The 12,946-nt window shown below is 68.7% G+C and carries 17 protein-coding genes; 12 read left to right on the plus strand and 5 right to left on the minus strand.

The window, feature by feature from the left end; genetic code table 11:
• Positions 1–14 precede the first annotated feature (14 nt).
• Positions 15–398, minus strand: coding sequence for a VOC family protein (locus L0U85_RS01765; RefSeq protein ID WP_241375894.1), 384 nt, complete (start codon positions 396–398; stop codon positions 15–17).
• A gap of 87 nt (positions 399–485) precedes the next feature.
• Between L0U85_RS01765 and msrA the strand changes: the two genes are divergently transcribed.
• The 9 genes from msrA to L0U85_RS01810 all read left to right on the plus strand — a co-directional run bounded on the left by msrA (position 486) and on the right by L0U85_RS01810 (position 7,961).
• Complete coding sequence (gene msrA / locus L0U85_RS01770) at positions 486–1,052, plus strand: peptide-methionine (S)-S-oxide reductase MsrA (RefSeq protein WP_241375895.1); 567 nt, start codon at positions 486–488, stop codon at positions 1,050–1,052.
• A complete protein-coding gene (locus tag L0U85_RS01775; protein WP_241375896.1) occupies positions 1,049–2,509 on the plus strand; it encodes a recombinase family protein in 1,461 nt (486 codons plus the stop codon). The genes msrA and L0U85_RS01775 overlap by 4 nt, the downstream gene beginning before the upstream one ends.
• Positions 2,510–3,197: 688 nt before the next feature.
• A complete protein-coding gene (locus L0U85_RS01780; RefSeq protein WP_241375897.1) occupies positions 3,198–3,392 on the plus strand; it encodes a hypothetical protein in 195 nt (64 codons plus the stop codon).
• 608 nt (positions 3,393–4,000) lie between these two features.
• A complete protein-coding gene (locus L0U85_RS01785) occupies positions 4,001–4,240 on the plus strand; it encodes a hypothetical protein (protein ID WP_241375898.1) in 240 nt (79 codons plus the stop codon).
• Between the two features lie 234 nt (positions 4,241–4,474).
• Positions 4,475–4,690 carry a hypothetical protein gene (locus tag L0U85_RS01790; RefSeq protein WP_241375899.1) on the plus strand — a complete coding sequence of 72 codons (216 nt, stop codon included), beginning with the start codon at positions 4,475–4,477 and terminating at the stop codon, positions 4,688–4,690.
• Positions 4,691–4,817: 127 nt separating this feature from the next.
• Positions 4,818–6,215, plus strand: a complete 1,398-nt coding sequence (locus tag L0U85_RS01795; protein ID WP_241375900.1) for a phage major capsid protein — start codon at positions 4,818–4,820, stop codon at positions 6,213–6,215.
• A gap of 1 nt (position 6,216) precedes the next feature.
• Positions 6,217–6,597: a hypothetical protein gene (locus tag L0U85_RS01800; RefSeq protein ID WP_241375901.1), complete on the plus strand. Its 381-nt coding sequence runs from the start codon at positions 6,217–6,219 to the stop codon at positions 6,595–6,597.
• Between the two features lie 3 nt (positions 6,598–6,600).
• Entirely contained in the window at positions 6,601–7,347 is a 747-nt protein-coding gene (locus tag L0U85_RS01805) for a methyltransferase domain-containing protein (RefSeq protein ID WP_241375902.1), read from the plus strand.
• On the plus strand, positions 7,332–7,961 hold the full coding sequence (locus L0U85_RS01810; RefSeq protein WP_241375903.1) for a CheR family methyltransferase: 630 nt from the start codon (positions 7,332–7,334) through the stop codon (positions 7,959–7,961). The genes L0U85_RS01805 and L0U85_RS01810 overlap by 16 nt, the downstream gene beginning before the upstream one ends.
• An 80-nt stretch (positions 7,962–8,041) precedes the next feature.
• Here L0U85_RS01810 and L0U85_RS01815 read toward each other — a convergent pair whose 3' ends face one another.
• The gene (locus tag L0U85_RS01815) at positions 8,042–8,311 is read right to left on the minus strand and encodes a hypothetical protein (protein WP_241375904.1); all 270 of its coding nucleotides are present in this window, start codon (positions 8,309–8,311) and stop codon (positions 8,042–8,044) included.
• Positions 8,308–8,523 carry a hypothetical protein gene (locus L0U85_RS01820; protein WP_241375905.1) on the minus strand — a complete coding sequence of 72 codons (216 nt, stop codon included), beginning with the start codon at positions 8,521–8,523 and terminating at the stop codon, positions 8,308–8,310. The genes L0U85_RS01815 and L0U85_RS01820 overlap by 4 nt, the downstream gene beginning before the upstream one ends.
• A gap of 156 nt (positions 8,524–8,679) precedes the next feature.
• On the opposite strand from L0U85_RS01820, the gene L0U85_RS01825 reads away from it, so the two are divergent.
• A complete protein-coding gene (locus tag L0U85_RS01825) occupies positions 8,680–8,949 on the plus strand; it encodes a GntR family transcriptional regulator (protein WP_241375906.1) in 270 nt (89 codons plus the stop codon).
• A 31-nt stretch (positions 8,950–8,980) separates the two neighbouring features.
• Here the strand turns inward: L0U85_RS01825 and L0U85_RS01830 are convergent, their stop codons facing one another.
• Entirely contained in the window at positions 8,981–9,604 is a 624-nt protein-coding gene (locus tag L0U85_RS01830) for a DUF2637 domain-containing protein (RefSeq protein ID WP_241375907.1), read from the minus strand.
• Complete coding sequence (locus tag L0U85_RS01835; protein WP_241375908.1) at positions 9,601–10,050, minus strand: hypothetical protein; 450 nt, start codon at positions 10,048–10,050, stop codon at positions 9,601–9,603. Before L0U85_RS01835 ends, L0U85_RS01830 begins: the two co-directional genes overlap by 4 nt.
• A gap of 466 nt (positions 10,051–10,516) precedes the next feature.
• On the opposite strand from L0U85_RS01835, the gene L0U85_RS01840 reads away from it, so the two are divergent.
• Positions 10,517–12,577 carry an MMPL family transporter gene (locus tag L0U85_RS01840; RefSeq protein WP_347177331.1) on the plus strand — a complete coding sequence of 687 codons (2,061 nt, stop codon included), beginning with the start codon at positions 10,517–10,519 and terminating at the stop codon, positions 12,575–12,577.
• A 133-nt stretch (positions 12,578–12,710) separates the two neighbouring features.
• Entirely contained in the window at positions 12,711–12,917 is a 207-nt protein-coding gene (locus L0U85_RS01845; protein WP_241375910.1) for a hypothetical protein, read from the plus strand.
• Positions 12,918–12,946: the final 29 nt, after the last annotated feature.

The following is a 12,946-nucleotide window of genomic DNA, read 5'->3' on the forward strand; positions in this document are numbered from 1 at the left end:
GCCCGCGTTCGTCGCTAAGGCTCGGTGCGCTCGGCCTCGGAGCGCTCGACGCAGAACTCGTTGCCCTCTGGGTCGGCCAGGACGACCCAGCCCTTGCCGTCGTCGGTGCGATGGTCGGCGACGAGGGCGGCGCCGATGCCGATGAGGCGCTCGACCTCCTCGTCGCGGGTGGTGTCGGGCCCGAGGTCGAGGTGGAGCCTGTTCTTGACGCTCTTCTCTTCGGGGACGTTGATGAAGAGGAGATCCACCCCGTCGGGGTTGACGAGTAGATTCTCCTCGTCTTCGGGGTTGTTCGGGTACTCCGGGTGCTCGGAGAAGCCGGTGACCAGCTCCCAGAACTTCGAGAGCGCGTAGGAGTTCTCGCAGTCGAACGTGACCTGCCTGATAAGTGAAACCATGCGCATACGCTAACGGAATGCGCGACACTGGTCGATTGTTATTCCTCCGAGACACGCTTGCGTGATGCGCACCGAACGGAGTGAGCGATGACGGCCAAGACACATCCTGTCCTGAAACACCCGATCGAGGGCCCGGCCCCGGGCGCCTCCGAGATCGCCTACTTCGGCATGGGCTGCTTCTGGGGGGCGGAGCGCCTGTTCTGGCAGACGCCGGGTGTGTGGACGACCTCGGTCGGCTATATGGGAGGCGACACGGAGAATCCGACGTACGAAGAGGTCTGTACCGGCCTGACCGGCCACGCCGAGGCCGTCAGGGTCGTCTTCGACCCCGAGCAGGTCTCCTACGAGACCCTCCTCAAGGTGTTCTTCGAGAACCACGACCCGACGCAGGGCATGCGGCAGGGCAACGACATCGGCTCGCAGTACCGGTCGGTCGTCTTCACGACCACGCCCGAGCAGAAGGAGATCGCCGAGGCCATGAAGAAGGCCTTCGAGCCGGTCGTGCGCGACGCCGGACTCGGCTCGGTCACGACCTCGATCGTCCCGGCCGGCCCTTACTGGCTCGCCGAGGACTACCACCAGCAGTATCTGCACCGCAACCCGAACGGCTACTGCAACCACGGCCCGAACGGCCTGTCAATATGTAGTCTATGACAATCTCGGGAATCTACGTCCGCATCTCCCAGGACCGCGGCGGCGCCGGCCTCGGCGTCGCACGCCAAGAGGAAGACTGCCGCGCCCTGTGCGAACGCAAAGGCTGGGCCGTCGCCGAGGTCTACGTCGACAACGACACCTCCGCCTACTCTGGCGCACCCCGCCCAGCATGGCAACGTCTGATAGCCGACTCAGAGGCCGGCGCCGTCGACGCCGTGGTCTGCTGGCACGTCGACCGGCTCACCCGCACACCTCGCGAACTCGAGGACGTGATCGACCTCGCCGACCGCCTCGGGTTGCAACTCGGCACCGTCGCCGGCGACATCGACCTGGCGACGCCCACGGGCCGGATGGTCGCCCGGATGCTCGGCGCCGCCGCCCGCCACGAGAGCGAGCACAAAGCCGAACGGCAGCGCCGCGAGCACCAGCAGCGCGCCGAGGCAGGGAAGTTCTCCGGCGGCGGCCACCGGCCCTTCGGATACACCCGCATCTACGACACCACCGACCCCGACCGGCCCCGCCGATTCGTCCGCGACGAGATCAACGACGACGAGGCCGCCATCGTGCGCGAGGCCGCCGCCCGCGCCCTCACCGGTGAGACCCTGTCGTCGATCTGCAGGGAACTCAAGGCCCGGGACGTCAAGACCAGCGCCGGGAACCACTTCATGCCCCACACGCTCCGGCTCGTGCTGTGCTCGGCCCGGATCTCCGGACGCCGCGAGCATAAGCCGCGCGACTCCTACCAGGGGACGCGCCCTATCCTCGGCCAGATCGTCGCCGAGGCGGTGTGGCCTGCGATCATCACACCCGAGGACTCAGACGCCCTCAGAGCCACACTCACGCGCCCAGAGCGGCGGAAGCACTCCGGTCCCACCGGGAGGAAATACATGCTGTCAGGCATCCTGCGGTGCGGTAAATGCGGTCACCAGATGTCGAACCGGCCCCGCAGCGGCACCCCCCGGTACGTGTGCCCCAACCTCCCCGGAGGAAAGTCCTGCGGTGGGACGGCCACCAACGGCGCCAAGACCGACGAGCTGATTCGCGACATGGTGCTGGAGGCCCTGGCCTCCCCCAACCTCGCCGAGCGGCTCCAACAGCGAGGCGCGCCCAATGATGGCCTCGCCGAGCGCATTCGGACCGCCGAGGACCGCGCCGACGAGTTGGCCGCCGATTGGGCCGCGGGCGAGATCACCCGCTCAGAGTGGCGCACCGCGAAAGACGTACTGGACAAGCAGTTGGAACGGGACCGGGAAACGCTCGCGAGGTCGACCCAGACCAGGGCGTTGAACGGATTCCTCGGGGTCACACCGGGACAGATACGGCTGCGGTGGGACGGGCTCGGGACGGGGCAGCGGACGGCAGTGGTCGCCGCTGTCGTTGAGCGGATCATCGTGCATCCGGCGAACCCTCGCAAGCGCTGGGACCCCGACCGGTTCGAGATCGTCTGGCGGGCCTAACTCGGCGTCTTCCCAACCTTCGTCAACTTCGTCGTCGCCGGAGTAGAAGTGGACGACCATCCGGCCTTTCCTACTTCGCTCGGCGTCCGAACCCTTGCGGCTGTAGGTGTAGTCGACTTGGCCGTCTCCGTCGACGCTGATCGTGACGTTGAACGGCCACGCCTCCCGCCACGTCAGGTTCCGTACCGCATCCTCCACCGGGTCGTCGAGCTCGTAAGGCCGATTGTCGGCGATGAACCGCCGCACGCGGGACCGGTCGCCGTAGCCGGCTAGCGGCGTCTCGCCATGAGCCCAGCGCCAAGCCACCAGCCACGGCACCACCTTGTGCTCTGTGAGCCACACTCCCCCTTCAGTCTCCTCGGCAGGCAGCAGCAGCGTCATAGGCGAGACGTTGAGCGCTACAGCCAAGGCCATCAGGTCGTCGACGTCGCAGCGCCTTGTGCCCGCCTCCATCTTGGTGATGCCCGACGGCAGGATCGGATGCCCGATCTCTGACAGCGTGGCCGACAGCGATCGAACCGTGTGTTCCCGGCGCTTCCGCCACTTCAGCAGGTTGACACCTAGCGATTCTGAGACTGTTTGCATATTGGCACCTTAAGCCACTGTTGACGAACATACAACCCCGGTGTAGATTCCTCGCGAGACCACATGTTTGCGAATTGGATCAGATGAACCGAGGAAAAAACAGATGAGCGTCGATTGCGAACCCACGATCAAAGAGCGCGTAGCCGCCTCACGAGCTGCGCAAGGGCTTCCCCCGGTCATCACCGATCCCGCCGCCATCGAACGTGTTGCCGCGATCCTGCTCGCCGCAGAGGCGGCCGACGGCAACCGCGCCGACGCAGCGGGACCGCCATCGTGCGGCGGCCCGCGCTGGCCATAGGGCGGCGGCAGTGGGTTACATCCTGTTCCGGGAAGTCCGCGACCACGCACCGACCGACCTAAGTCAAAGCGAGATGGTGGTGCTCTTGGTGCTCGCCGACTGCGCGAACGAAAACACCAGGGAGGCGTACCCCGGCATGGAGACGCTCGCGCGGTGGTGCCGACTCAAGCCCGACAGCGTCGGCAAGGCTCTGAAGCGACTTGCTGCGCGCGGGCTGGAACTACGCGTCCAGCGAGGTGTGAACAGTCGTGGCGAGCCGCTCTATGCCGTCAAAGGTCGACAGACCACGTACCGAATTCCCGAGTTCGTATGCCCGGACGATGATCCGGGCATCATGCCCGGATCATCATCCGGGCATACGAACAATGCCCGGACCACCGTCCGCCAAAGCCCGGATGATCATCCGCCTATGCCCGGATCATCATCCGGCCCTTCTCCTCATGAACCCTCAGAACCCTCAGACGATCACCGGCCGTCGCGCACCTCCGGGACGCACGCCTTCGTCCGCGATCCGAGATCTAGCTACCGCAATGGTGTTGCCGGGGTGTGCCTGGAGTGTGGGATGCCGGAGTCACACAGCAACCACGGCAAGGGGAGGGGGGTAGGTGATGACTGGTCGCTCTCGCGTGCGCCCGCACGCCTTCGAAGACGACGCCGAGCTACAGGACCCGTACGTCCCCTGCGACCGTCGAGACGACGGCCCGCGCCGCTGGTGCGCTCGCTGCGGCCTTCCCGGCGAACCAGGCGACGCCCGGCACCCACCCGACGCCGAGGACGCACAGCGGCGACACGAGGACTTCCTGGCCGCCGCCGCCGAGGTCGACCGACGCCGGACCGGCGAACACTGAGCGCCACTGCAAGAGGACTCAACGGTGCCGACCGAAGCTCAATGCACCTGGTCACGCACACCGAACGATGAAGCGAGCGTTCGTCACTCTCCGTTGATTGGGGAGGGGACACCTAAATCTCTGGGCGGGGGGCTGTCGACCGCGCGGGGGTGAGGCAGCGAACTCTTTGACAAAACTCCCGGATTTCTCCCAAGACCCGCCGTCACGTTCCGTAATCGATGATTGGAGATCTTCATGTCTCAAGAACTACCGGATTGGCTACGATCCGAGGCTGAGGAGTTCATCGCCGAGATCCCTAAGGACGAGCAAGCTTCGGCGCGGGCGATCCTCGATGCCGGCGAGTTCACCGTGGAGTCGTGGACCACGCCCAACGGCACCGAGGCGATCGCGCTCGACCTCGGCGACGCGGAACTATGGACTTGTCCGCCCGATGACGTAGCATCGTCATAACGCGGCTGTCGCAACCCGACCCCGGCTGGTCGGCTCTGCGGCCCGCGCAGTTGATCTCGTCCCGGCTGGCGAGCAGCAATCCCGAACCGTCGTTCGGCGCTGCTGTGCGCCAGACCAGGAGACACCGATGCCCAAGCAAGACCGACGCCAGCGCGTCGGCACCCAAGACGAGACCACTCGCACGAAGTGGCTCCGCGCCACCCACCAGGCCGAAACCCTCGAGCTCGGCCAGGCCTCCGTTCGCAGCTTCCAACAGGAGCGCCACGCCCGCGGAGAGCGGGCGCGCAGCATCCTCGACGGCGCCCACGCCGACGGCCGGGAGCTGACACCGTCCGAAGAGCGCGACTTCGACCAGGCAATGGACGACGTCGATGAACTCAAAGCACTCATCGGCGGGGAGGAAGCCGCACGCGACCGGGCGCGCTCCGACTTCGCGGGTACCACGGACCGCGCTGGCGAGGCCGGCTTTCGCTTCCGCCTGGCCGACGGCCGGGAAATCCCCGGCGTGCGGCACGGCGAGTCCTTCGCCGCCGCGCTCGGCCACGAACGCCGCTCTCTGCCGGTCGTCGGCGGCAACGACGGTGGCGGATCGCTGGATCTAGGCCGTTCGATCATGGCCGTGATCAACGGCGAGCAGCCCATCATCGAGTCCGCACAACGCGCTCAGTCGATCTCCAATGACCCATCGGGCGGGTACCTGACCAGTCCGCAGATGTCGAGCCTGTTCATCGACCTCGCCCGTTCACGGTCGATCATGTCGGCCGCCGGCGCTATCACGGTGCCGCTGAACGGCCCCGAGACGCGGATTCTGCGGGTCACTCAGGACCCGGTCGCGGCGTTCAAGGCCGAGCTCGCGCAGTTGACCGAGACCGACATGAAGTTCGGGCTGGTCGTGCTGTACCCCAAGACACTCGGCGCCGTGATCACGGTGTCCGAGGAGCTCGCGGCCGACGGGCAGAACGCCGGCCGCATCATCCAGGAGACGCTCGCGCAGTCGGTCGCGAACCAGCTCGACCGGGCGTTCTTCCGCGGCATCGGCACCATCGAGGGCCAGGAGTTCTCCGGCGTCCTTGACGACCCCGATGTGAACGTCGTGGACCTTTCCGGCGCCGCGCCAACGTCGTTCGATGAGGTTGTCGACGCGATCCAGCTCGTGCGCGACGCCAACGGCGAGCCGGTCGTGCGGATCGATTCGCCGCGGACCGCGGGCCAGTACGCCAAGCTCGCCGATACGACGGGCCAGCCGTTGCAGCCGCCGGCCGAGGTTGCCGCGCTTCGGCACCTGGTGTCGACACAGACGCCGGTCGACCTCGGCACCGGGTCCGACGAGTCGGTTTCGGTCGTCGGCAACTTCGGCTCGGCGTTCGTGATGCTCGGCATCCGCTCGTCGTTCCGAGTGGAGGTGTCCCCCTACGCCGGGGACGCGTTCGAAACCTTCGCGCGCAAAGTCCGGATCGTCGGCCGCGTCGACCTGGCCATCGGCCGGCCCTCGCACCTGTCGCTCGTCGAGAACATCGGAGTCTGAGATGACCAGAGTGACCTTCAACCGCAACTACCGCAGGGCTAAGGACAACCTGGCCGCCCGCAAGGGTGAGACGGTCGAGGTGCCCCAGGGCGTCGCGGCCTACCTGGCCGACCACGGCTACGCCGATCCCGAGGAGTCGGCGAGAGTGAAGCGCCGCGGCAAGTCCAAGCGGGCCGTGACATCCGCCGAGGACGCCGAGGACGAGCGCCCCGAGCCGACCGCCCGAAAGGCGGACTGGGTCCGCTGGGTGGCCGAGCAGCACGGTCTCGACGTCGAGCAGGCCAAGCAGATGACCCGCCGCGACCTCATAGCCGTCGATGCCGCCGCCGAGGACCCCGACGGCGACGACGAGGGCCATGCCGACGACACCGACCAGACCTAACCAATGCACACGACGGATGCCGCCGCAGTCGGCGACGGGATCGAGGCAGGGAGCGGCCGGTGGAACTTCGCCGGCCGCGCCGCCGAGCACTTCGACGCCCACGTACACAAGAGCGTCCCCGGCTACGCCGACGGCCACCGCCTAGTCCTCGAGCTGTCCGACTGGTTCGTCGGCCCCGACAGCACCGTGTACGACCTGGGCTGTGCCACCGGGGCGCTACTCGCCGCGCTGGCCGAGCGGCACGCCGACCTTGCCGCCCGGTTCATCGGCGTCGACGTCGAACCGGACATGGTCGCCGCGGCACGCTCCCGCACCGCTCACCTGCCCACGGTGGAGGTCCGGCACGCCGACGCCGCAGCGATGACATGGGAGGCCGCCGACCTGGTCGTCGGCTGCTACACGCTCCAGTTCCTGCCGTCCGACCAGCGCGGGGCGCTCGTCGAGCGGATACACCGCGTCCTGAGGCCCGGCGGCGCCCTGGTGCTGTTCGAGAAGGTGCTCGCCCCAGACGCCCGATTGCAGGACATCGCTTCGGCCCTGTACGTCGAGCACAAGCTGTCGGCCGGCTTCACCCCGGCCGAGATCGTCGGCAAGGCCCGCAGCCTCAAGCGGATACTCACCCCGTGGCCGACTGGCCGGCATGTCGAGACGCTGCACGCGGCTGGCTTCCCGCACGTGATGACGATCTACAAGAACATCTCCTTCGAAGGCTTCCTAGCGATCAAGGAGGGACCGTGCGCCGCATCGTGACCGAGTGGTTCCGCGTCCCGCGCGTCTGGCCGCACGTCGAGAAGCACCTGGCCGGACTCGATCGGCCACTGGTCGTGTGGTCCGGTGGTTGCGGCACCGGCGAGGAGCCGTACTCGGCCGCGATCATGCTCGAGGAGCTCGGCATACCCGGCCGCGTCGTCGCGACCGATCTTGACGAGCAGCTGCTCGCCATCGCCCGCCAAGGCGAGTACAGCCGCCGCAACATCACGCTCAACCTGGACGAGCGCCGACTGACCACCCAGCAGGTCGGCCAGTACTTCGACTATGCCGATGGCCGGTACACGGTGCGGGCGGAGATCCGACAGCGCGTCGACTTCGCCGTTGGCGCGCTGGGCACCGACCAGCCGCCACAGTGCGATGTGGCGTTCGTGCGCAACGTGTGGCGACACCTCGGCGCGGCCGTACAGCGGCGCCTAGCCGCCCAAGTGCACGAATGCCTCCCGGCCGATGGTCTTCTGTTGCTCGGCGGCGGGGACCTCATGACGCAGGACCCAATAACGCTGGAGCTGAAGGAAATCGAACCGGCCGGCCTGTCGCAGTACTTCGCCGAATCACGTGAGCATGAGCTGATCTGGCGCCCGCGCGAGGGATAGCAGAAAGGCCAGGCCGCTTCGGGTGGGACCGTTGCGACCTGGCCGCTCTCGGCATCTGTGCACGCCGAGAGATCTGAATCTTACTTGTAGCGGCGAACGAGCAGGAGCTGTACTTCGGCGACGAGCTTGCCGCGTACCGCCGGCGCGAGGTGAGCCCGCCACGACTCAGACCAGTCGACCTGGAGACCGCGGCCGGCGTTATGGCGGATGGTGAGCACCTGGTCGGTCTGCTCGACGGTCCGGGCCGGCCGGTAGGCCACAGTCGCGGTGGCTTTGTCGAAGGTGACTTCGAATCGGAACCCGAGCCGCGGCTGTTCTCTGACGAGGACTTCGACAGTCGTCACGGTCACCGGTCGAACTCCCCGCAGTCCTTGACTTCGGCGTCGGGGCACGGCCACGCGAGGTGGCAGGACTGGCAGATGGGGCCGTTCCGCATCGCCTCAGTGCAGCGGGGGCAGTCGCACCGACCCCAGGCGGGAACGTGGAAGGCCGCTTCCATCCGTCGGCGTCGCTCGGCTTCGGTCTCTGGCGGCTTGCCGCCGCGGGTCGATAGGGTTTGCATGTCTCGACTCCAATTCAGTCGGGGCCACGCTCCGGGGCCGTGTCAGCGGTCGCCGGAGCCTTCGTCTGCAGCCTAAAGCTACTTGTCATATACGTCAATGACGTCACAAACGTAAAGATTGATTACTGACGTTCAGGAGTTGCCTAACGTGAGGCCATGACCGCCGACCCGGATGGCCGAATCGACGAGATGTCGCCCGAGCCGCTCTATCGCCAGCTCGCCGCGATCCTGCGCGCCCGAATCGAGCGTGGCGACTGGCAGCCACGCACACCGATCCCGAGCGAGTCACAACTCGTCGATGCCTACGGCGTGTCCCGGCCGACCGTCCGCCACGCCGTCGCCGTCCTGGTCGACGAGGGCCTGGTGGTCACCATCCCTCAGCGCGGCAGCTTCGTAGTCGGCCAGGACACCGCCGCGGCCGACTGAGAGGCGACGCTAGGCCGCCCCTCAGCGGGCGTCAGGTTTCCTTGCGGGCCTTGTGGATCGCCAGTAGGGCCAGTGCGCCGACGGTCACCAGGCCGTCGACAGCGATGGGGCCGAGGTGGGCCGAGAGGACGTCCTCGCCCCAGTAGGCCAGCAAGCCGGCCATGTGCTTGTAGGAGACGACAGCGGCAACGACGGCAACCGCGCCGACGCCAGCGAACCTGATGAGGCTGTAGCCGATCGAGGCCGGCCAGCGGACGCGCGCCATAACTTCGATGGCGACGACGAGGGCGATAGGCCAAAACGCCGCGCCGGCCACCTGCGGCACGGACCCGCCCCCGTTGCCGATCACGAGCACGGTGTGGAGGATGTTCGCACCGACCGAGGCGCCGACCCCGAGGGCCAGCGCGAGCCAGGCGGTAGCCGCGGCGCCGCGCGGCTGTGCCGCGGCATGCCGCCCGGCGTCGGCCGGCTGCTCGGCGGCGGGGGAGTTGTCGCCCGCAGCATCTTCGGCGCGGACCTCGGCGATTCGGTCGCGGCCCCACCGTTCGGAGCGTCCGAACTCGGCGGCCAGTTTCGCGCCCGTGAAGGCCGCGCCGGCGGCCACGGATTGCCGGTACGCCTCGCGGGCAGCCGCGCGCTGCTCGGCCGCGCTCATGCCGAGGCTCCGGCGCCGAGCTGTGCGCGGAGCCGCGCGACTTCCGCTAGGGCCTCGTCGCGCTCGGTAGCGACCTGGTCGAAGGCCGAGAAGATCTTTGCGGACAACTGCAGCGCCCGCTGTACGCGTCCCGAGGCGCGGCCGGACACCTCGCCGCCGACGTCGCCGTCGTCGTATTGGTCGTCTCCGCGCTCGGGATTCTCGTCGCGCGGCCCTGTCGCCTCGTCAAGTTCGGGTCGGGCCTGGCCGGTGGCGGCGTAGACGTGCCGCTTCCATTCGGCGGCGAGCGAGGCGGGGATGTCGTCGTCGTCGTGGCCGTCCGCGAATGCCGCGGTGGCGGACCAGCCGCACTCGCAGTCGAGCGTGACCGTGCCGTCGGCGGCGTTGTAGCGGTCTTCGGCCTCGTGGTCGTAGGAGGCGGGGTGGCCGTTGTCTAGAGTGATCATGGTCGGAACCTCGTTTTCCGTCAAGGCCCTGGTCTGGTGTTGCATCACCACCAGGGCCGTTCCGTACCCGGCAAATCAACCGGATACATAACCTTGACATGGTTCCCAACGGCCTGTCGTGCCCTGTCGGCGTCGTCAAGGCGCAGGTGGAGGTCGAGCCGCCGAGCTAGCGCCGGACTCAGGATCACGGTGTTCGCGCCGACCGCCGACGCGGCCGTGTACATCATCGACTCGGACCTCATATCCTGATATGAAGTCCATATCGCGAGGGGCCGCCCGCGGCGCGGGCGGCCCCTCGTCCGCGTTCGGGCCCCGTCCGGGGCCGCGGCGGGTTCGAATGAACAGTGCGTACCTCTGAGGGGGATCCGATGGTCTCGAACCTGGCGGTGCGGACCGCCGTGGTGCTCGCCGCGGCCACCTGGCGCGGGGCGGGCCGGACCGCGTGAACGTCGTCGATCCGCGGCCGGTGCGCCGCCGCCGCTGGCTGATCCCCGCCCTCGCGGCGCTCGCGTGGCTGGCTCTCGGCGCGTTCGCCGGGCCGTACGCCGGCCGGCTCAGCACCGTCGCCGAGAACGACAGCTCGGCGTTCCTGCCGTCGTCGGCGGAGTCGACCGAGGTCGCGGGGCTGCGCGCGGGCTTCGCCGACGCCGAGGCGACCGCCGCGGTCGTCGTCGCCGAGCGCCCTGGCGGCCTCACCGGCGCCGACTTCGCCTACCTGGAGGCGGCGGGCTCGGGCCTGGCCGGACTGCCTTTCACGCTCGACCCGGCGCCGGCACCTGTCCCCTCGGAAGAGACCGCGCCGGAGGCCGCACAGATGGTCGTGCTCATCGACGCGGCGGCCGAGCTCGACGAGGCCGTCTCGCAGATCCGCGCGGACCTCGAGGACGCCCGTCCGGACGGGTTGACCGTCCTGGTGACCGGCCAGGCCGCACTCGGGGCCGACCTCGGCGCCGCGTTCGGCGGCGTCGACGGCCTGCTGCTCCTCGTCGCCGCCTCCGTCGTCGCGGTGATCCTCGTACTGGTGTACCGCTCCCCGCTCCTGCCGCTGCTGGTCCTGACGTCCAGCGTCTTCGCGCTGAGCCTCGCGAGCATGGCGGTCTTCCTCCTCGCCGACGCCGGAGCGATCGACCTCAACGGTCAGAGCCAGGGCATCCTGTTCATCCTCGTGTTCGGCGCCGCCACCGACTACGCGCTGCTCCTGGTGGCCCGGTTCCGCGAGAAGCTGGGGACCGAACCCGACCGGCTGCGGGCGGTCGCCGCGGCGCTGCGCGGGACGATCGAGCCGATCGCGGCCTCGGCCGGGACGGTGATCCTCGGCGTTCTGTGCCTGCTGTTCAGCCAGCTCGATTCGAACCGGGGCCTCGGTCCGGTCGCGGCGATCGGCATCGCCGCCTCCTTCCTTGCCTCCATCACCTTCCTGCCCGCCGTCCTCGCGCTGTTCGGCCGCGCCGCGTTCTGGCCGCGACGGCCCGCCGCCGGCGCTCGCGCTCGCCGCTCGCGGCTGTGGAGCCGCGTCGCGGGGCTGGTCGCCGCCCGGCCGCGCAAGGTGTGGGTCTCGACGGCGCTCGCGCTGCTATTCGCCGCCGTCTTCATGACGCAGCTGCGCGCCGACGGCACCGCCCAGACCGACGTGTTCCTCACCGAGGTCGACTCGGTGACCGGCCAGGAGGTGCTCGCCGAGCACTTCCCGGCCGGATCCGGGACCCCGGCGGTGGTCATCGCGGACGCGGCCCGGGCCGAGCACGTCGCCGCCGCGGCCGAGGTCGACGGGGTGGCCGGGGTCTCGGTCACGACCGGGGACGGCGGCGAGCCGAAGGTGGTCGACGGCCTGGTCATGATCGAGGCGGTCCTGGAGGACGCCCCCGATTCCCAGGCGGCCATGGACACCGTCGAGCGGGTGCGGGAGTCGGTCGGCGCCGTCGACGGCGCCGGAGCGAAGGTCGGCGGCGCGACCGCGGTACAGCTCGACACGATCGAAGTGTCCGAACGCGACAGGTCGGTCATCATCCCGATCGTGCTGGCGGTCATCCTGGCGGTCCTGGCGCTGCTGCTGCGGTCGATCACGGCGCCGCTGCTCCTGGTTGGGACCGTCGTGCTCTCCTTCGCGGCGACCATGGGCGTCTCGGCGCTGGTGTTCAACCACCTCCTCGGCTTCCCGGGCGCCGATCCGACCGTGGTCCTGTTCGGCTTCGTGTTCCTGGTGGCCTTGGGGATCGACTACAACATCTTCCTCATGACCCGGGTCCGAGAGGAGGCGGCGCACATCGGCACTCGCGCGGGCACGCTGCGCGGGCTGGTCGCCACCGGCGGCGTCATCACCTCGGCCGGGGTCGTCCTCGCCGCGACGTTCTCAGCTCTGGCGGTGCTCCCCCTGCTGTTCCTCGCGCAGATCGCGTTCATCGTCGCATTCGGCGTCATGCTCGACGCCGTGCTGGTGCGCTCGTTCCTGGTTCCCGCGCTCACCGTCGACATAGGGCCGTCCGTGTGGTGGCCTTCGCGACTGGCCCGCCGCGGTAAGGGCCGATGAGGCGACCTTCGCGTCCCCGGAGGCGAGAAGTAAGGCCTCCGCGGAGCGCATCGACGCGATGTGCTGATGCCGCCCCGGCGGCCTCAGCCGAAGACTCGGTGTCACAAGGAACAACGACACCGAGGGAACCATCGTGAACGACTTCGAACTCCACTACGTCCACTCGGCCCGCTCCCGCGAGCTCATGGCCGACGCCGCCTACGAGCGCCTCGCCGAGAGCGCCCGCGCGGGCTCCGGCCTCACCCGCCGCCGGAGCCTGACCGCCCGTATCGCGGATGCGCTGCGACGGAAGGAGGCTCCGGCGGCCGAACCCGCCCGTCGGCTTCAGCCGGCGAAATAAGAAGCCCGGAATGTCATGAGCTCATGTCA

Source organism: Glycomyces sp. L485, assembly GCF_022548875.1.
Classification (GTDB): domain Bacteria; phylum Actinomycetota; class Actinomycetes; order Mycobacteriales; family Micromonosporaceae; genus Glycomyces.

Coding starts and splice junctions, on each gene's coding strand:
- L0U85_RS01765 (WP_241375894.1), bottom strand. CDS start 398: ATGGTTTCACTTATCAGGCAGGTCACGTTCGACTGCGAGAACTCCTAC.
- msrA (WP_241375895.1), top strand. CDS start 486: ATGACGGCCAAGACACATCCTGTCCTGAAACACCCGATCGAGGGCCCG.
- L0U85_RS01775 (WP_241375896.1), top strand. CDS start 1,049: ATGACAATCTCGGGAATCTACGTCCGCATCTCCCAGGACCGCGGCGGC.
- L0U85_RS01780 (WP_241375897.1), top strand. CDS start 3,198: ATGAGCGTCGATTGCGAACCCACGATCAAAGAGCGCGTAGCCGCCTCA.
- L0U85_RS01785 (WP_241375898.1), top strand. CDS start 4,001: ATGACTGGTCGCTCTCGCGTGCGCCCGCACGCCTTCGAAGACGACGCC.
- L0U85_RS01790 (WP_241375899.1), top strand. CDS start 4,475: ATGTCTCAAGAACTACCGGATTGGCTACGATCCGAGGCTGAGGAGTTC.
- L0U85_RS01795 (WP_241375900.1), top strand. CDS start 4,818: ATGCCCAAGCAAGACCGACGCCAGCGCGTCGGCACCCAAGACGAGACC.
- L0U85_RS01800 (WP_241375901.1), top strand. CDS start 6,217: ATGACCAGAGTGACCTTCAACCGCAACTACCGCAGGGCTAAGGACAAC.
- L0U85_RS01805 (WP_241375902.1), top strand. CDS start 6,601: ATGCACACGACGGATGCCGCCGCAGTCGGCGACGGGATCGAGGCAGGG.
- L0U85_RS01820 (WP_241375905.1), bottom strand. CDS start 8,523: ATGCAAACCCTATCGACCCGCGGCGGCAAGCCGCCAGAGACCGAAGCC.
- L0U85_RS01825 (WP_241375906.1), top strand. CDS start 8,680: ATGACCGCCGACCCGGATGGCCGAATCGACGAGATGTCGCCCGAGCCG.
- L0U85_RS01830 (WP_241375907.1), bottom strand. CDS start 9,604: ATGAGCGCGGCCGAGCAGCGCGCGGCTGCCCGCGAGGCGTACCGGCAA.
- L0U85_RS01835 (WP_241375908.1), bottom strand. CDS start 10,050: ATGATCACTCTAGACAACGGCCACCCCGCCTCCTACGACCACGAGGCC.